This window comes from Bradyrhizobium sp. 1200_D9_N1_1 (assembly GCF_052075915.1).
Lineage (GTDB): Bacteria > Pseudomonadota > Alphaproteobacteria > Rhizobiales > Xanthobacteraceae > Bradyrhizobium > Bradyrhizobium diazoefficiens.
Genome location: NZ_CP197226.1, coordinates 285,002 through 302,455, shown reverse-complemented (window position 1 = coordinate 302,455; position 17,454 = coordinate 285,002). Strand labels below are relative to the sequence as shown.

Sequence of the window (17,454 nt, the reverse complement as noted above, 5' to 3'; positions counted from 1 at the left end):
TGGAGTCAAGAGTTGGTAATTTGATGGAATTGCTGGAACTGATGGAAGTAAATGGAAAAGGTGGAACGTGATGTCTAACGTTGATGATGACGATCCCGACCCGGGGCACCGATATCGGTTCAAGCCGGTGCTAGACTGGCCGGTGGTGGAGGTGATGGAGGACACGGCGCCCGAGGTGGAGGGCAACACCTCGCTCGACTTCCTCCAAGCCGTCTATCGCTGTGCCGATCAACCGATGCATCGCCGGATGCGGGCCGCCGTGGCCGCACTGCCATTCGAACATCCCAAGCTAGCTGTCACTGCCGTAGTGAATGGCGAGGGCTTCGGGGCCAAGCTAGAAGCCGCCCGAGCGCGCGCTGCTAATGTAGTCTCATTCCGAAATGTAGAGGTTTTGAAAGAAAAGGATTGAAGCGCCAAAATATGCGGCTTGAATATACTGTCGCAGCACTGGCATTTAGCGACATCGGGGGGTGACATGGATCAGAGCCGCCTATTTGAAACGTATCAGGCGAATAAGCAGCGAACTATTGGCTTGTCGAAGGTGGAGGCAAGTTGGTTTTCGAAACTAAAGGCATCAAAAATCGGGTTAAGTGTAGTCGCCCTGGCAGCCATACTTACGGGCATTGCCGCCTTCACAGAAACGCTGGACAAAATCGCAACTTCGACGCACCTAAAGCCTGATGCCCTTCAAATAGCGAAAGCTGATGAAAAGGAGAAATTTTCAAGAGAGCTCACGAAAGCAATTTGGTACCGGCTTCATTTATCTCGCACCGTGCTAATTGCCTTGACTAACCCTGATGTTCCAGAAGCAGAAAAAACCAAAATTTGGGATCGCTATCAGACTACTTTTGACGAATGGAATCGCGATTTCATGGTCAACATCCTCTCGTTAGGTCAGTACTACTCGCAGTCCAAACGCGCCCAATTTGAGCATTTCTTGGAGCCTAAGTTTGACTTGATAGATCGTTGCCTCCGTGCGCTCCGGCGCTCTTCCGATAATGACGGATGCGGTTCGTTCTACCTAGAGAAGAAAGACGCACTCTATAAAAACGAACTCTATAAGCAAATCTATGAACTCAAAGAGGGCGCATACTGCTTTATCTCGGGTCTGCCCGACAAAAAAGACAATCTGTGCTTCTTTGACAGGACCAGCATAAGCTCTCGGCGAGGATAGTCCGAACGAGTCTCGGGGACCAACTTTCCATTAGGAGCACAGCGTAGCTGAGCCTGCGTCCATACGAGAAAACTACCTATCGCTCATGCGAAGCCTGCTGATTGTCGTGTGACTGACCCCGAACGTCCGGGCGATATCAGTCAACGGCTCCCCAGCCTCCCGCCGTACCAGCGCCTCTCTTCGCTGATCCCGATTGAGCGCCGCAGGTCTGCCCATGTGCACCCCACGGGCCTTCGCTCGCTGGCGCCCCTCGCCAGTACGGGCTTTGATCAACTCGCGCTCGAACTCAGCTAGCCCGCCCAGTACCGTCAGCATCAGCCTCCCGTGGGGCGTAGTGGTATCGGCCCAGGTATCGGCTAGACTCTTGAAGCCCGCGCCAGCCTTGGCGACCGAGTCCAGCACATTGAGTAGGTCCCGCGTACTGCGCGCCAGCCGATCAAGCCGTGTCACCACCAGCACATCGTCGGGACCCAGCACCTTCAGCGCCTGCGCTAGGGCCTTCCTATTGCCCGCGCTCGCACCGCTGATCTTCTCAGAGAACACCTTGACCGCGCCGGCCTCGGCTAGCTGCGCCTCTTGGCCCGCCAGTGTCTGCCCCTCAGTGCTCACCCTCGCATACCCGTAAACCGTCATCCCCGCGCTCCACTTTCGTGCAAGACTTTCGCACAGTGTAACGCATTGACGAATCAACCTCAACGAGATCGTGCGTAAGTCCTAACTTTCGTTCAGGCGGAGCGATTTCGTCCGGAAGCAATTAGTGACCGAAGCCAGCGTGCATGCTTGAGCGCGGCAAGGCGTCGATGCGATGGATCACCCGGGCTAGGGGAGTCACGCCCCCGGGGTAGGCCCAAAAGCAAGGCACGGGACTTCGCCATAGGGCGATCAGACATTGCGTTGAAAATTTCCAAAATTAGTGGTCCCTATAAAAACTCAGGTGGCTAGTCCAGTATTTGCTCGCGCGACTTGGGTCCTTGGTCTTTAATTGAAATACTGAAACGCGTTGCGCGTTTTCCGACTTATGTGAGGATGCGGTGAACCTTGTCGATCAGCTCCGTGAGATTCTGGCAAATGAGAGCATCTTGCCCGACGATCCAAATTCCGCGAAGTCGGGTACAGATCTCTTGGAAATCGTTCGCCCGCTTCTCAACGGCACGTACAGCGACAATTCTCTTAGACAAACGTTTTCTGTATTATCTGCCGATCCTACTTCGCCGATCGCCCGAGCGGAACGTGGCTACGGGTATTATCGCCGGCCCACTAACCAACGCGCCTCTATCGCAGACTCTGTTCAAGCGAGCCCTGAGGCGAAAACTCAAGAAGCAGAGTTAGGTAGAGAAAATCAGCGCGAGGAGAAATTCAGGGCTTTTTATCTGCGGCGATTAAGGTTGGACAACCTATTTCCAGTTCGGATTGATCACGTAACCGCGCTTCGCCAACAAGCCGGCGTAAACAAGTGGAAGTTTCCAGACGCCGTGGTTCTGACTTGGGATGTAGGAGAAAGTTCGGAAACAGGATTTGCCCTCGATCAGGCAGCCCTGGAAGTCAGACGAGGTTTGGGCGAGCAGCCATTTCGACTTACTAGCGTTGAGCTCAAGGTGGACCTTTCTTTGACGACCTTCCGAGAATATTTCTTTCAGTGTGTCAGCAATTCTATGTGGGCACACTCCAGTCTCTTAGCTATTGCTTGTCCTGTTCTGGATGCCTTGCTCGCGAATGAGTTGCGACGGCTTGGCACATCATACGGCGTCGGCATCTCCGCCTTTGATTTCACCCGCGAGCAATTAGATGAGTTGCCTCCAGCGTCCAAAATTGTATCGATGCCGGATAGCGACTTTGAGGCCTTGGCTGCAAAACAGCGTGAAACGACGATAACGTCGGGAGCACTTAGATCGCAGTTAGATTGGGAGCACATCAAGGACTTGAAGGTACAAAGTTACGAGTTCTCGGACATGTTTGCCTGGATTGCCCGCTGCCTCAAGGACGGCAAGGCGTACACCATCGAAAATTATCTCAGTCTTCGCAACATCGAAGCTGCTTCAGGTTGAATTGTTGTCGCCTCCCAGTGTGGGGCGACAAATCTCAGGCAAGTTTGTTTTCCATCCAGCGATGGCAGCTTACTGGAAGATGTATGATGCTCCTTCGCCCGAGCACACCGAACGGAGGCGCGGATGCCAAAGGGGAAACTCACACCAGAAAACGAAGTTATCGCCGCTTATGGCGCCGCTATGGTCGCGGCATTCCAAGTGCTGATCAATTGCCTGGAGGAAAGTGACGCGCTGCTGCCGGGACAGTTTCCTGAGGCTCTTGGGGTCTACATGGAAATGGTGAAGAGCCGTACGGGCGGCGTGAACGACATGACGCTTGCGGTGCTCCACGACATTCGGACGGCTACACTGGATTAGCGGCCTAGGGGATATGGCCAACCCTGGCGCGGGTAGCCGGGGTATAATGCTTTTGATCGCGCGTAAAAATTTCCGAGCTTTGGATGCGGCCGAACACAGTTAAGATCATACGGTAAGGCTCAGACCCTGGGGGCTCAGAATGTTCTATCTAATTGCCGGCCTAGTGCTCCTTCTTGCGGCTTATTGGCTTTGGGGCATGCGCAAGATGGTCCGAATGAACAACGATCCGGCTCAGATTGCGATGGTAAACTTACTCGTACGGGCGGGGGCCGGCGACGAACACGAGCTATTACTCCTCATCAACCGGCAGCAGTGGTCTCGGGTCCAAATAGCCGACCGAGTTGCCCATGCACTTACTCTGGCCGAGAAGCTGCTTCCTCGTGGCGATTATTTTAGCGCAAAGCTTTATGCGGACGCCTTGCAAGATCGCTATGAGGTATTTCAAACTGAGCTGCGTTTGAGTTCTTTGACCAAACTCGCACCTCGGCCAAGCCATCCTCAGGACCAAGGCGTTCGGAATGCGGAGGGTGAGAGATCATTTTCAGCGGTTCAGGATATCCAAAGTCACGTAGCGCAGGCGCCCCCGGTTCGCGAGCGGCTAGGGTTTAGGACGAACGAATTTATCGTTTATCCCGCATATGGGGTGGGCCAAATATTTGCAATCGAACAGCAGGAGATCGCGGGAGCACGGCTTGAGCTATTCGTGATCAACTTTGTGAAGGCCAATATGACTTTACGGGTACCCGTTGAGAAGATTGCAAACGTCGGAATGCGAAAATTGTCTTCTTCTGACACTATCCAACGCGCTTATGCCACGCTCTCCGCGCGACCTTACCTTGCAGAAGGCAGCTGGACGCGATTGGCGAAAGAATATGAAGCCAAGATCAACTCCGGCGACATCATCGCACTGGCCGAAGTGGTGCGTGACTTATATCGGCCCGCGGTGAATCCAGGCCAGAGCGTGTCAGAGAAGCAGCTTTATTCGACCGCGCTCGATCGATTGGCCGGCGAGGTGTCTGTTGTTCAGCACATCACTGGCGAGGACGCCCTTCGGGATATCGAAACGCTTGTGATTGCTGGGGCGTCGCAAAGGCGGACTTGATCTCCATGCGCGAACCTATTGAGCAAAAGTCAGTCTGGGATTTGCTCGCTGTCTGGGAAGCAAATAGAAATCCCGTATCGACAGAGCTTCAAATGTTGGGCATTCGGCAGATGCCGCCTTGGGACCAAATTTGTCGGGTCATGTCATGGCAGCACTATCTCTTGGGAGGAGGATACTTCGGCCGCAAAGAATTTGGGTATTCGGGTGTCTACAGAGTATTCGCTCTCGAAATCAAGGATGACATCTCGAGGCCCGCGACTCTCAACCGCCTCTGCGGTCAAGATCCGAGCGGCACCCTCTACATCGGCGAAGCCGTAGACTTATCCCGCCGCCTCAATCAGCTTAGGCGAACCGCCGAAAATCATCGGGAGCGTTCACACGGCGCCGCGATCATGCTTCGGCAAATCACCGGGTTGGACTATCCGCCCGCCAGGCTTGGAGTCGCAGTTCTGTTCACCGGCTCCCGCACCAGGGAAATAGAACGCGACCTGTTGTGGGCTTACATCAACACGTTTGGCGACACACCGCCACTCAACTACCGGCTTTGAAGGTCGCCAATGGCCGAGCAAGAAATCGAACGAAATCCCAACTGGACTCCCAACGAACTCATTTTGGCACTGGACCTCTATCGACGCTATGAAGGCAACCCGCCCGGTAAAGGCAGCAAAGAGGTTGTGGAGCTTTCGAAGCTCTTGAACAAAATGGGCGCCCAGCTCTCAATTGGACGGGAAGACTTCCGCAACCCCAATGGGGTTTACATGAAGGTTATGAATTTCAGACGCTTCGATCCCGTTTACAAGGCTCAGGGCAAGAAGGGGTTAGAAAGAGGTGGCAAGCTTGAAGCTGTCATCTGGAGCAGCTTCGCCGACGATGAACGTTTGCTCTTTGACACCGCGAGCGCCATTCGCGCAAACGTTGATGCGGGTTTACCCATTGGGCTGTCTCGTGAGTTAAATGAAACGTTTGAAGCGGAAGAAGGTCGCATCCTAACGCGCGTGCATCTATCACGTGAGCGCAACCGCAAGCTCGTTGAACAAAAGAAGCTCGCTGCGATCAAGGCGGCCGGCAAGCTAGCCTGCGAAGTATGCTCATTCGATTTTGAGGCCGCTTACAGCGAGCATGGGACGGGGTTCATCGAAGTTCATCATCTCAAGCCGGTTCACACGCTTCTGCCCGGCCAGAAAACGAAGCTAGACGACCTGGCGCTGCTCTGCGCCAACTGTCATCGCATGATCCACGCCCGCAAACCTTGGCTGACACTTGAGCAGCTGCGGCAAACCTTGCAGCGGTAAGCTGGGTCGTGCTGCCGAATGGTAGCAATTGTTATCGAATCCCCACATCCTGCAACCTCTAGTTAAAAGCGTGTCCGGATCATTTTTGATGCATGGGATGCCCCCCTTGCATCGGCGCCTTGAAATTGGCGAGCGATTTCACGCCCTTCTCTTTCAAATTGGCTCAACCTCGTTGCTAACTTTCCGAGCTGAGCGGTGTCGAACGACACGCGCAGGACGGTCCCCTCGAAGGGCAATATGCTCAGTTCTCGAACCCAATGAGATGCGATGCCTAAGGCGCTGTCACCGCTCATAAGCCAAAAGCTTCCGCCGAACGTTGCGAGGCGGCTAGTCATGTAAAGACCGTACCCGGTGTTTTGCCAGATATCGTGCTTATTGCGGCGGACACCTTTGTACATTCGGCCCGAAACTCCTGGCATTAATGCCAACTTTAGAGCAGCAAGGTCGGAGTCCATTTCCAAGTAAGGGTTACGGGATAGGCTTGCTCGAATTCCCCGCCCTCTATCAAGCAAAGCAAGGTGTACACGACTCTTAGTGGGCCAATGCTGAGCACAGAAGTGCACCTGCCCAAAGCCACTATGCTCAAGCACATTTCTAATCACTTCGCGCAGAGCGTATGTCAGCGCGTCGCAAAGGTCGCCATCTGACTGGCGCGCCAAAATCTGAGACATGCGATTGGCATGCTCCTCAATTACGGTTCCGACGGAGAGCGAACGTTCCTCGGCCTCAAGTTTTAGGTCATCCACCTCCAGGTGCGTGATCGGCAAGTAGTTGGGTCCACCGGGAGCCTGCCCTGGCGCAAGCCCAAAGCTGAAACCTGCAGCACGAAAGAACCCCATCGTGCGTTGGTAGCCAAGATGATCGTGATTGATACAATCAGAGCTGCCAAAGCACTGTTGCGATTGGAAGCGAGAGATGGTGTCTGACACCAGCAACAGCCCAATTGGGTCTGTATGCCCAACGGCTCCAAAGTCAAACACGTAATCAAGATCAGGATCGCGCTGGCTGAGCAGTCGTCGAAAGCGTAGGGCTCTCGGAAGGTTTAAGATCGGCGGCAGCGAAATTCTTGGCATAGTCCGTCCCAGCGGATTGCGCTTCCACGCAACCCGGATGATGGGCCTTCACAGCGTAGAAAATTCCGGAATATGGGCAGCCTGCCTAAAAGCCCTTAGGCGGCGGGCTCGGAGAAATACCGTTTAGAACGCGAATGCAGTGTAAGCGGTGTGTCTCCCACACCTTGTTTGGCGTGAGCTGATCGGCAACATGCGAGCCGTCATATACAGTAAGGTTCGCATATATGGTTGACCATATAGTTGACGCTTCAGAGCCACGGGGCCGGGTGGATATCCAGGTCGGAGCGGGGCGTCGGCGGCGGTGGAGCGCCGTGGTCAAGGGGCGGATCGTGGCGGAGTCATATGCGCCGGGCACAGTTGTGTCCGAGGTGGCGCGCCGGCACGACCTCTCACCGCAACACCTGTTTGCTTGGCGCAAGGCCGCGCGTGCCGGTCTGCTGAGCTTGCCGGCGGAGGATGCACCGCTCTTCGTTCCGGTGGTGTCGGAGCTTCGCCCCGCTGGGATGTGCGTGGAAGCGGCAACGCGGAACGGGATAACGATCAGCATCGAGATTGGCGATGCGGTAGTTCGCGCAGCGGCGGGGGTCGATCCGACCTGGCTGCGCGATGTGCTGCGGGCCGTGAGGGCGACGACATGATCGCGGCTTCGGCGGGCGTGAAGATCATGGTCGCGACGCGGCCGGTCGACTTTCGTAAAGGTGCCGATGGTCTCGCCGCGCTGGTGCGCGAGCAACTCCACCATGATCCGTTCGCGGGAACGATTTTCGTCTTCCGTTCAAAGCGAGCGGACCGTTTGAAGATTTTTGCCTGGGACGGGTCCGGGCTCGTGCTGCTGTGGAAGCGGCTGGAGCATAGCGCGTTCCGCTGGCCGCCGATCAGCGATGGCGTGATGCGTTTGTCTGCCTCACAGCTCGCCGCGCTGATGGACGGCCTGGATTGGTCGCGCCTGCATGCCCGCGACATTGGTCAGCCGAGCGCAACGTCGTGAACCCTGTGACCAATTGAATCATGTCGGCTGCAGTCTTCCACAAGGGCCCGCGAATCAGCTTGAGTACCGGGCGTGAGCGAGACCACGGATCAACTTCCGACCGATATCGAGGCGCTGCAGGCGCTGGTTGCGGCGGCACGCGCGGAGCGCGACGCGGCGATCGCAAAGTGCGACGCGGCGATCATCGAACGCGATCAGGCGCTGTCGCAAATGGATCGCCTTCAGCATCTCTTGCGCCAGCTGCAACGCGCGCAGTTCGGTCGCCGCTCGGAGAAGCTCGACCCTGAGCAGTTGCAACTGGCGATCGAGGACATCGAGCAGGCCATTGCCGGCGATGAAGCGGTCCAGGACAGGAAGGACACGGCAGGCGCACGCCAGCGTGCTGAACGGCGCCGCGCCAGCCGTGGTGCGCTTCCGGCCCATCTGCCGCATATCGACGTCACGATTGCCCCGGAGGATACCAACTGTCCGTGCTGCCGCACGCCTCTGCATGTGATCGGTGAGGAGACCTCACGGCGGCTCGACGTCGTCCCGGCGCAGTTCCGCGTGATCGTCACCCATCGTCCCAAATATGCCTGTCGGGCCTGCACGGATGGCGTGGTTCAGGCGCCGGCACCAGAGCGGCTGATCAAGGGCGGCTTGCCGACCGAGGCGATGGTCGCCCATGTTCTGGTCGCCAAATTTGCCTGGCACCTGCCGCTGTATCGGCAGGCTCAGATGCTGCTGGCGCAGGGTATCGACATCAAGCGCTCGGTTTTGGCGTTCTGGGTGGGCTATGCAGGCGCAGAGCTTCGTCCGCTCTGGCTCAGGCTGCGCGAGATCATTTTGACCGCGAACAAGATCGCGGTGGACGAGACCACAGCGCCTGTGCTCGATCCCGGCCGCGGCCGCACCAAGAAAGGCTTCTTCTGGGCGATCGCGCGCGACGATCGGCCGTGGGGCGGGGCCGATCCGCCGGCAGTGGCCTACACTTATGCGCCTGGTCGCGGCGCCGTCCACGCGCTCAAGCTGCTCGACGGTTATCGCGGCATCGTGCAATGCGACGGCTACACCGTCTACAAGACCATTGCCGACACCGCGCCTGACGCGGCGATCACGCTCGCCTTCTGCTGGGCTCATCTGCGGCGGCGCTTCTTCGACGTTGTCCAGGACGGTCCTGCCCCGATCGCGAGCGAAGCGCTCGAGCGTATTGCCGCTCTCTATGCGATCGAGAAGACGATCAGGGGCCGCAGCGCCGATGAGCGTCGTGCCATCCGCCAGGAGCGCAGCAAGCCGCTGGTGCTGGCGCTCAAGGCCTGGTTCGAGCAGCAACTCACCCGCGTCTCGGGCAAAGCGACAATCGCCGAGCACATCCGTTACGCCTTGAACCACTGGGTTGGCCTGATGCGCTTCCTTGACGACGGCCGCATCGAGCTCGACACAAATATTGTCGAGCGAAGCATCCGTCCTCTTATCCTCAACCGCAAGAACGCACTGTTCGCGGGGCATGATGAGGGCGCGGAGAACTGGGCCTGCATCGCTTCGCTGATTGAGACCTGCAAGCTCTGCGGCGTGGAGCCGCAGGCCTATCTGACCGACGTCCTCACCAGACTCGTCAACCTCTGGCCGGCCTCGCGTCTGGACGAACTCATGCCCTGGGCGTGGAGCGCCGAGCAAGCTAAAAGCCTCGCCGCTTGATGAACTCGCTTCCTGGATCGCGACCGCTCCAGCCGGCCTCGTCGCCACCGGCTCCGTGTGTTCCGACAACGTCAACAACCCGTCGCGCACCGCCTTGCGCCAGGTCGACAAATGCTGCGGCGATAGACCGTGGCGCCGCGCGACGTCCGAGACGACCGCGCCGGGAACAAAGGATTCCGCGACGATCCGTCCCTTGACCTCGCCACCCCAGCGCCGCCGAACCCGTAGCTCCGATGCGTCGACAACACGCTCGATCATATATGCAAACCGTCCTCTTCAAGACGGAACGCATATTGCCGGTCTGCTCAACAGCAACAAGGTGCGGGAGACACGCCGCTTACAATGCAGTCGTAGACAGTCTTCAAGAATTGTTCGCGCGTCGGCCCCTTGCCCTCCAGTGCGAATATGTACTCTGCCATGTTGTAAGCAACTTCGTATTTCGATTTGCCGCCAATCTCTACATTCACGTTATCGGTCATGACCTTCTCACAGTTGTTTAGGCCTCGCTCGACAACTGAGATGAGTCCTGACGTTTGTAAAGAGCTTGCGGACTACGGTGGCAACTTAGTGACGTGATCCCCAATCAATCCCCAAAATTCGACTTCGATGGGTGACACCCAACGGCGGCAGATACTGATCAATAGCCAGCCATGCTGCAGGCAAACGATTCGGAGCGTCGGGCTCCCTTGCCAACATTCGGAGCGCCTTCATCAGGCCATCGAGCCGATCATTCATTCGGCAGCCACCGCGTTATGCCGGTAAATCGTGGGGAACTGCCCTGCAATCCCTTGAAACCGGGGCCTTTCTCCCGGAGAGTCCTAGGGCGAGTCGGCAACCCCGATTCGCATTCGTGGCGGCAGAGCCGGTCAACTGCCAAGTCCGATCCGGCTCCGCTCGCCCGTGGCGATCCACGTCAGTAACCTGACGGGACCAGCAAACGGCTCGTTGGAGAAATCCTTCGGGCCGTTTGTTTTTCGCATTAGGACGATTCGTCCTAAGCCTTCGCGTACACTAGGCGTACAGATTTTTCTGTAAAGCGCTCGTTGTAACCAACTCGGCAACATCCACTGCGGCGCGCGATAATTCAAAATCACTTTGTAAAATCTTCATCGAAATGACTATCGCAATCGCACCCGTTAAGAGCACACGCGTACCTTTAGCGTACCTGTAGAAGCGGCCGCGTTGCATCGATGTAAGCTAAGTGCTTGAAAAGGCTGGTGCCGCAAGAGGGATTCGAACCCCCGACCCCGTCATTACGAATGACGTGCTCTACCGACTGAGCTATTGCGGCGAACCCTGCCGGGCTCGGACGATGCCGGTCCCGATACGCGCGCTCCTGATATCGGGCATGGCCCGAATTGGCAAGAACAAGCCGGGTGCGAAATGCGGCTTAGGCGCCCCAGCGGGACCAGAATCCGCGCCAGCCGCCGGCCTGGGCCTTGGGCGTGCCGATTTGTTCCGTAAATTCATCGCTCGGGCCCTCGTCATCGATCCCGGGATCATCCGGGGCGCGGACGATCGGGATGACGGCGGGGATCGGGACGGGTGCGGGCTTGCCGAGGTCGGCACGGGTCCGGAACACCGGCGTTGCCGCCGCCGGCGATGATTCGGCCGGCTCGGGGGCCGGCGTGACCGGCTCCGCAGACGTCATCGCAGGCTCTTCCTTCGGCTCTTCCTTGGCCGCCGGAGGCGAATTGTCCTGCTCCGCCGGGACCGATGCAGCCGGAGCCGGTTCCATCAGGGTGTCATTCGCAGGCGCCGTCACCCGCTTCGGCGGCGGGGCCGCCAGCATGGCTTCCTCGAAGGCCGAGGATTCGATCAAGTCGCCCTTGTCGGAAGGAAGGCTCGCGACCGGCGTCTGCCACTGGAAGGCGTCGAGGCGGCCGGTGACCGGGGAAACCGGGCGCCAGCGATCGCTGACATAGCCGTCGGCGGTCCAGGCCGGATCGTGGCGAGCGCGCACCGCGCGCAAGGTCCAGGCGCGGGCGCGGCCGCCGTCGCCGTGCTCGGTGCGCTCGATCTCGGCCATCAGCAGTGCGACCCGCTGGGTCGGATCGTTGACATAAGGCGCCAGCACCGCCCGTGCGCGGCTGAATTCGGAGGCATCGATCGCGGCGCGTGCGAGCGCGAGCTGGCCTTCAATATGGCCGGCCTTGTCGGCAGGCGTCTTGGCCGCAAGCGTCTCGACCCGCTGCAAGCGCTGCCGCGCGGAATCGCCGAGCTTCACATGTGCATAGGCCTCGGCGAGATCCGGATGCGGATTGGCGAGCCAGGCGGCCTCGACCAGCTTCATGGCGCGGCGCACCTGATGCGCCTCGCTCTCGAATTTTGCGGCGAGCACGGCGGCCGGCACCAGGGTCGGTGCGAGCTTGATCGCCTCCATCACGCTCTCGCGCGCGACATCGCGGTCCATCGTTTGCAATTCCAGCGCGCGTGCGGTGAGCAGCACGCCGCGCTGGCGACGATAGGCCGGCTTGTCGATCAGCCCCGCGGACAGGTTCGAATCGAGGATCGCCAGCGCGCCGCTCCAGTCGCCGCGCGCGCAGCGGAAGCCGAGCACCGCATGCGAGGCCCAGGTTGACGACGGCGACAGCTTGATCGCTTCCTCCGCGATCATGACGGCGCCGACCGCATCGTCGGCGCGCTGCGCCTCGATGAACAGGCCGCGCAGGCCGAGCAGCCGCGTATCCTCGCGCTCGGCCATGGCACGGAAGGCGCGCTGCGCCTCGTCGCGATTGCCTTCGAGCTGCGCCGACTGCGCATGCAAGAGAAGCGCGAGCGGATCGTTCGGCGCATGCCGCCGCGCCGTCTCGGCATGACGGCGGGCGAGCGCGGTATCGCCATGGCCGATCGCGAGCAGGCCGTGGGTGATGGCGTGGCGGCCGCGCGCGTGGCGCTTTTCGTGACTGCGGCGGCGCAAACGCCCCGGCGTCCGCCAGATCGTCGTCAGGATGCTCCAGACCAGCACGACTGCCGCGGCAAAGAGGCCAAGCAAGAACACGAACCTGGGCAACGTCGTTGAGGCGCGGAAGCCGCCCGCCGTCAGGACGAGATCGCCGGGCTGATCGGCAACCCAGGCCGCGCCGGCCGCCGCCAGCGCAATCAAGACGAGGAAAAGGACGATGCGAAGCATGGCGATCCCTATACGCGCTGATTGTTGCGCGAAGCTTTATTGAGCAGGCTTGACGAGATCCGCCATGGCATCGTCGGCGAATTTGCGGGAGGCGGCGAGCGCGGCATCGCGGGCATTGGCCTTGTCGAGCCAGGCCTGCGCCGGCGCGCGATCGGCATCGGGCAGCGTCTTCAACTCGCGCCGCGCCTCGACGAAATCATTGCGGAGCGCAGCAGCCGTCACCCGCGCCACGATGGCGCCGCGATCATTGCCGACCCCGTCGGTTCGCTCGATGCGGACGAGCTTTGACGCTCCGGCCTGGAGGCGCTCGACGATGCCGCCGCCGCTGGACTGGGCATCCGCCGGCGGCGACAGCTTTGACACGATGTTGAGGAGCTCGCGGCTGAGCGCGACCGGGGTCGGGATGCCCGACGATGCAAAGGTGTCGAGTGGCTTCAGCATCTCGGGCTTGGCCGCCAGCGACCGCGCCGCGGCGAGCTGCGCCTCATAGGGATCGCCATGGCGCACGGCGACGTCGAGCAGGGCCGCCGCCACCACATGGCGCAGCGGCTTGTCGTCCATCGTCCTGGCGTCGGCGATCTTCTCGCCCTGCTGCGCAAGCTCGGCCCGCTCCGTCTTGCCGGCGCGCTCGAGCTGCGCGATGCGGTCGTAGAGCGCGGCAAGATCAGGCGAAGCGGCGCCCGGGGCAGATTTCGCGTCGTTCAGTGCGCTCGCGGTCTTGTCGGACTGTGCGCGCAGATTGGCGATGTCGCTGCGCAGGCTGCCCACGGATTTTTCCAGCGCATCGATCCGCGCCACCATGGCCGGATCGGCGGCGGGCTTGCCAGCCTTGGCTTCAACCGCGGCAACGCGACCGCCCAGAGCATCGACCGTCGCGCTCGTCACTTGTGGCGCGGCAGGCGGCGCCTGCACGGCGGGCCAGCCCAGCATCCAGCCGACCGCGATCACGACGGCCGCCGCCACCGCACCGGAGAGCGGTGCAATGACCCAGGGCGAAACCGGAGGCGACGCGGGAGCGGGCGCAACCGCGGCCTGCGCCTCGGCGCGCTCCGGCTCGGCGTCAGCCTGCTCGGATTTTGCCTGCTCGGGCTCGGTGTGCTCGCTCACCGGCGGAGCCTCGGGCTCGCCCGCCACCTCCTGCGGCTGGGTCGAGACATCGGTCGCCTCGAGGTCGATGGTCGGCGGGGGGCGCTTGGCACGACCGGACTCCGGGGCCAATCCTGCGTCTTCAGGCTTGTCGTCGGCCATCGTGACGGTTCCTCACACTTCCATACCTTGCACAGATCCCTGGCGTAGATCTTGGGCAGACCCGATCGCGTCGGATTCGGCCCGACCTCTTACGCCAAACGGGTCTGCAAAGCACGCTCCAAGGTGTCAAATAAGGCATTTTCGTCCGGTTTCGCGGCCACCAGAACCTGCGACGCACCGGCATCGCGCAGCACGCTTGCGACCGTCTCGGACAGGCAGCATTGCGGGATCGCCAGCGCCGAGATTTCGACGCCTTCGTCCCGCGCTGCATCCAGGAAGGCTCGCGCGCTGCGCCGGGAGTAATGAAGCACCGCCTCGATCCCATGCGCGGCAAAACCCTCGCAGACATCGCGCGGGAGAACCTTGACCGGCGCCATGCGATAGGTGGTCTGCGTCACCACGTTGAAGCCTTCGGTGCCGAGTTCGCCGCCGAGATCGCGCGACAGATCCGCGCCGGCGAGATAAAGCAGCGTGCTTTTCTTTTTCAGCACCTTGTCGCGCGCACTCCGGACGACCGTGTCGCGCAGGGCCGCGGAATCGCCGCCGGCGATAATCACCTCGGCAAAGCCGGCGTCTCGCGCGGCAGTCGCGGTGTGCTCGCCGACCGCGAACAGCGGCAGCTTCAACAGGCCGAGATCCTGCAATTGCGGCGCGACGGCACGGATCGCATTGGCCGATGTGACGATGATGGCGCTATAGTTCGCCTCGCTCTCGTCGTGGAAAGCGACCGGCTCGAATTTGAGCACCGGCGCGAGCAGCACCACGTGTCCCCGCGCGCGCAAATTGTCCGCCGTCGCCTCATTGTCGGGATGCGGCCGTGTGACAAGAATGGACATCGCTCGTGTTCCCGAACCGCGTGACGGTGACGCATTCGCAAAGACGGCCGCGCGTGACGATTGCGCAAGCCGACCCCGGAATGCTACCGGACGTACCAGAACTCTGCTTTCCGGATGAGCGCAAGGGCGCAAATTGGATAACAATTCGCCAATGCTGGTATTGGGCATCGAAACCACCTGCGACGAGACCGCCGCGGCCGTGATCGAGCGCGCGCCCGACGGCATCGGCAAGATCCTGTCCAACATCGTGCGGTCGCAGGTCGATGAGCATGCCCCGTTCGGCGGCGTGGTGCCGGAGATTGCCGCCCGCGCGCATGTCGACCTGCTCGACGGCATCATCGACCGCGCCATGCGCGAGGCCGGCATCGGCTTCGCCCAGCTCAATGGCGTCGCGGCGGCCGCGGGACCGGGCCTGATCGGCGGTGTCATCGTCGGGCTCACCACCGCGAAGGCGATCGCTTTGGTGCACGACACGCCGCTGGTCGCGGTGAACCATCTGGAGGCGCATGCGCTGACGCCACGGCTGACCGACGGAATCGAATTCCCGTACTGCCTGTTCCTCGCCTCCGGCGGCCACACCCAGATCGTCGCGGTCACCGGCGTCGGCCAATATGTGCGGCTCGGCACCACCGTCGACGACGCCATCGGCGAAGCCTTCGACAAGGTCGCGAAGATGCTGGGCCTGCCCTATCCCGGTGGCCCGCAGGTCGAGCGCGCGGCGGCCGGCGGCGATGCCGCGCGCTTCGCCTTTCCGCGGCCGATGCAGGGCAGGCCGGACGCCAACTTCTCCCTGTCGGGATTGAAGACCGCGGTGCGCAACGAAGCGAGCCGGATCGCCGAGATCACGCCGCAGGACATCAGCGATCTCTGCGCAAGCTTCCAGGCCGCCGTGCTGGAGGCGACGGCCGACCGGCTGAATGTCGGCTTGAGACTTTTCCGCGAACAGTTCGGCGCGCCGCGCGCGCTCGTGGCCGCCGGCGGCGTCGCCGCCAATCAGGCGATCCGCGGCGCGCTGCATGACGTCGCTCGGCAGGCCAAGACGCAACTGATCATGCCGCCGCCTGCGCTCTGCACCGACAACGGCGCAATGATCGCCTGGGCCGGCGCCGAGCGCCTCGCGCTGGGAATGACCGACACGATGGAAGCCCAGCCCCGCGCCCGCTGGCTGCTCGACGCGAATGCGACAGCGCCCGCGGGCTACGGCAAGACGCGAGCGGGATTCTAAATGGAGAGGCGTCTCCACGAGCTCCACTTCACCTCGCCCCGCTTGCGGGGAGAGGTCGGATTGCATCGTAGATGCAATCCGGGTGAGGGGGACTCTCCGCGAATCCAGCTGCCACCTCCCTTGCGGAGACTCCCCCTCACCCCAACCCTCTCCCCGCAAGCGGGGAGAGGGAGCGGAGGGAGCGAGCGATGACCGCGTTCCACTCCGTTGCGGTGATCGGAGCGGGCGCCTGGGGCACGGCGCTGGCGATGGTGGCAGCGCGGGCCGGGCGGAGCGTCACGCTCTGGGCGCGCAATGCCGAGCATGCGACGCGCATCGCGTCGACCCGCGACAATCCGCGGCTACCCGGCGTGCGGCTTGCGCCGGACATCGTCGTGACGAGCGAGCTGGCGCTCGCCGCGCGCGCGGACATGCTGCTGATCGCAACGCCGGCGCAGCATCTGCGCGGCGCCGTCAACATGCTGGCCTCGCACATCGCAAGACCGACACCGGTCGTCGCCTGTGCCAAGGGCATCGAGCACGGCACCCATAAATTCATGACCGAGGTGATCGCTGAAGCCGCGCTGCACGCGCAGCCGGCGATCCTGTCGGGCCCGAGCTTTGCCGACGACGTCGCGCGCGGCCTGCCGACGGCGGTGACGCTGGCGGCGAAGGAGGAAGAGCTGGCCAGCAGCCTCGTGCAGGCGTTGGGCTCGCCGACGTTCCGGCCCTATCACTCCACCGACGTCCGCGGCGTCGAGATCGGTGGCGCCGCCAAGAACGTGCTGGCGATCGCTGCCGGCATCGTGGTCGGCCGCAACCTCGGGGCCTCCGCGCTCGCCGCGCTGACCACGCGCGGCTTCAGCGAGCTGGCACGGCTCGGCCGCGCCTGCGGCGCGCGCCCGGAAACGCTCTCGGGCCTCTCCGGCCTTGGCGACCTGCTCCTGAGTTGTTCAACCGCGCAATCGCGCAATTTCGCGCTCGGCATTGCGCTCGGCCGTGGTGAGGCGTCGCCGGCGGGCAAGCTTGCGGAAGGCGCATTCACCGCGCCGGTGCTGGTCGAGCTCGCGGCCGCACGGAACGTCGACATGCCGGTCTCGCAGGCCGTCGCTGCCATCCTCGACAACAAATTGACGATCGACGCAGCGATCGAGGGGCTGCTGACGCGGCCGTTCAAGGCAGAAGAATAACATCTTCCGTCATGCCCGCGCTTGTCGCGGGCATCGACGTCTTGGTATTGAACACGGAAGCAGAGACGTGGATGGTCGGGCATAGGCGAGCGAAAGCGACGCCGTCCTTCGGACGGCTATGCCCGGCCATGACGA

At 61.3% G+C, this 17,454-nt stretch carries 18 protein-coding genes, 1 tRNA gene and 1 pseudogene; 12 read left to right on the top strand and 8 right to left on the bottom strand.

All coding sequences use genetic code 11. The features are described from left to right. The first annotated feature begins 70 nt into the window (after nt 1-70). The gene (locus tag AB5K84_RS01420; protein WP_110115827.1) at nt 71-409 is read left to right on the top strand and encodes a hypothetical protein; all 339 of its coding nucleotides are present in this window, start codon (nt 71-73) and stop codon (nt 407-409) included. Between the two features lie 66 nt (nt 410-475). After that, nucleotides 476-1,174 (top strand): hypothetical protein, encoded by a 699-nt coding sequence (locus AB5K84_RS01415; protein WP_110115828.1) that lies wholly within the window; start codon nt 476-478, stop codon nt 1,172-1,174. Between the two features lie 72 nt (nt 1,175-1,246). Here the strand turns inward: AB5K84_RS01415 and AB5K84_RS01410 are convergent, their stop codons facing one another. Further along, nucleotides 1,247-1,807: a recombinase family protein gene (locus AB5K84_RS01410; protein WP_110115829.1), complete on the bottom strand. Its 561-nt coding sequence runs from the start codon at nt 1,805-1,807 to the stop codon at nt 1,247-1,249. 398 nt (nt 1,808-2,205) lie between these two features. Between AB5K84_RS01410 and AB5K84_RS01405 the strand changes: the two genes are divergently transcribed. The 5 genes from AB5K84_RS01405 (at nt 2,206) to AB5K84_RS01385 (ending at nt 5,970) form a co-directional block, all read left to right on the top strand. Then, complete coding sequence (locus AB5K84_RS01405; protein ID WP_162603462.1) at nt 2,206-3,219, top strand: hypothetical protein; 1,014 nt, start codon at nt 2,206-2,208, stop codon at nt 3,217-3,219. A 123-nt stretch (nt 3,220-3,342) separates the two neighbouring features. Continuing rightward, nucleotides 3,343-3,576: a hypothetical protein gene (locus tag AB5K84_RS01400; protein ID WP_162603463.1), complete on the top strand. Its 234-nt coding sequence runs from the start codon at nt 3,343-3,345 to the stop codon at nt 3,574-3,576. Between the two features lie 139 nt (nt 3,577-3,715). Beyond that, nucleotides 3,716-4,678 carry a CarD family transcriptional regulator gene (locus AB5K84_RS01395; protein WP_244647714.1) on the top strand — a complete coding sequence of 321 codons (963 nt, stop codon included), beginning with the start codon at nt 3,716-3,718 and terminating at the stop codon, nt 4,676-4,678. Between the two features lie 5 nt (nt 4,679-4,683). Further along, a complete protein-coding gene (locus AB5K84_RS01390) occupies nt 4,684-5,226 on the top strand; it encodes a hypothetical protein (RefSeq protein ID WP_162603464.1) in 543 nt (180 codons plus the stop codon). Between the two features lie 9 nt (nt 5,227-5,235). Next, entirely contained in the window at nt 5,236-5,970 is a 735-nt protein-coding gene (locus tag AB5K84_RS01385) for an HNH endonuclease (protein ID WP_110115834.1), read from the top strand. 62 nt (nt 5,971-6,032) lie between these two features. Here the strand turns inward: AB5K84_RS01385 and AB5K84_RS01380 are convergent, their stop codons facing one another. Further along, nucleotides 6,033-7,043 (bottom strand): hypothetical protein, encoded by a 1,011-nt coding sequence (locus AB5K84_RS01380; RefSeq protein WP_171463728.1) that lies wholly within the window; start codon nt 7,041-7,043, stop codon nt 6,033-6,035. 329 nt (nt 7,044-7,372) lie between these two features. Here AB5K84_RS01380 and AB5K84_RS01375 point away from each other — a divergent pair, with 329 nt between their 5' ends. The 3 genes from AB5K84_RS01375 to AB5K84_RS01365 all read left to right on the top strand — a co-directional run bounded on the left by AB5K84_RS01375 (nt 7,373) and on the right by AB5K84_RS01365 (nt 9,708). Beyond that, a complete protein-coding gene (locus AB5K84_RS01375; protein ID WP_158516560.1) occupies nt 7,373-7,681 on the top strand; it encodes a transposase in 309 nt (102 codons plus the stop codon). After that, nucleotides 7,678-8,031 (top strand): IS66 family insertion sequence element accessory protein TnpB, encoded by a 354-nt coding sequence (gene tnpB / locus AB5K84_RS01370; protein WP_011084591.1) that lies wholly within the window; start codon nt 7,678-7,680, stop codon nt 8,029-8,031. The genes AB5K84_RS01375 and tnpB overlap by 4 nt, the downstream gene beginning before the upstream one ends. Nucleotides 8,032-8,103: 72 nt before the next feature. Beyond that, nucleotides 8,104-9,708, top strand: coding sequence for an IS66-like element ISBj7 family transposase (locus AB5K84_RS01365; RefSeq protein WP_011084592.1), 1,605 nt, complete (start codon nt 8,104-8,106; stop codon nt 9,706-9,708). A gap of 117 nt (nt 9,709-9,825) precedes the next feature. Here the strand turns inward: AB5K84_RS01365 and AB5K84_RS01360 are convergent. The 6 genes and pseudogenes from AB5K84_RS01360 to AB5K84_RS01335 form a co-directional block, all read right to left on the bottom strand. Then, nucleotides 9,826-9,966, bottom strand: a pseudogene (locus AB5K84_RS01360) (transposase); the annotation flags it as partial. Nucleotides 9,967-10,013: 47 nt separating this feature from the next. Beyond that, entirely contained in the window at nt 10,014-10,187 is a 174-nt protein-coding gene (locus tag AB5K84_RS01355; RefSeq protein WP_441232368.1) for a hypothetical protein, read from the bottom strand. A gap of 736 nt (nt 10,188-10,923) precedes the next feature. Continuing rightward, nucleotides 10,924-10,999 (bottom strand) — tRNA-Thr (locus AB5K84_RS01350). Nucleotides 11,000-11,098: 99 nt separating this feature from the next. Beyond that, nucleotides 11,099-12,841 (bottom strand): heme biosynthesis protein HemY, encoded by a 1,743-nt coding sequence (locus AB5K84_RS01345; protein WP_011083393.1) that lies wholly within the window; start codon nt 12,839-12,841, stop codon nt 11,099-11,101. A 36-nt stretch (nt 12,842-12,877) separates the two neighbouring features. Then, nucleotides 12,878-14,089: a COG4223 family protein gene (locus tag AB5K84_RS01340; protein WP_011083394.1), complete on the bottom strand. Its 1,212-nt coding sequence runs from the start codon at nt 14,087-14,089 to the stop codon at nt 12,878-12,880. Nucleotides 14,090-14,178: 89 nt separating this feature from the next. Next, nucleotides 14,179-14,925, bottom strand: a complete 747-nt coding sequence (locus tag AB5K84_RS01335; protein ID WP_011083395.1) for a uroporphyrinogen-III synthase — start codon at nt 14,923-14,925, stop codon at nt 14,179-14,181. Nucleotides 14,926-15,076: 151 nt separating this feature from the next. On the opposite strand from AB5K84_RS01335, the gene tsaD reads away from it, so the two are divergent. Together tsaD and AB5K84_RS01325 are read left to right on the top strand one after the other, a co-directional pair. Next, nucleotides 15,077-16,150 carry a tRNA (adenosine(37)-N6)-threonylcarbamoyltransferase complex transferase subunit TsaD gene (gene tsaD / locus AB5K84_RS01330; RefSeq protein ID WP_011083396.1) on the top strand — a complete coding sequence of 358 codons (1,074 nt, stop codon included), beginning with the start codon at nt 15,077-15,079 and terminating at the stop codon, nt 16,148-16,150. A 188-nt stretch (nt 16,151-16,338) separates the two neighbouring features. Next, nucleotides 16,339-17,319 carry an NAD(P)H-dependent glycerol-3-phosphate dehydrogenase gene (locus tag AB5K84_RS01325; protein ID WP_441232367.1) on the top strand — a complete coding sequence of 327 codons (981 nt, stop codon included), beginning with the start codon at nt 16,339-16,341 and terminating at the stop codon, nt 17,317-17,319. Nucleotides 17,320-17,454 lie beyond the last annotated feature (135 nt).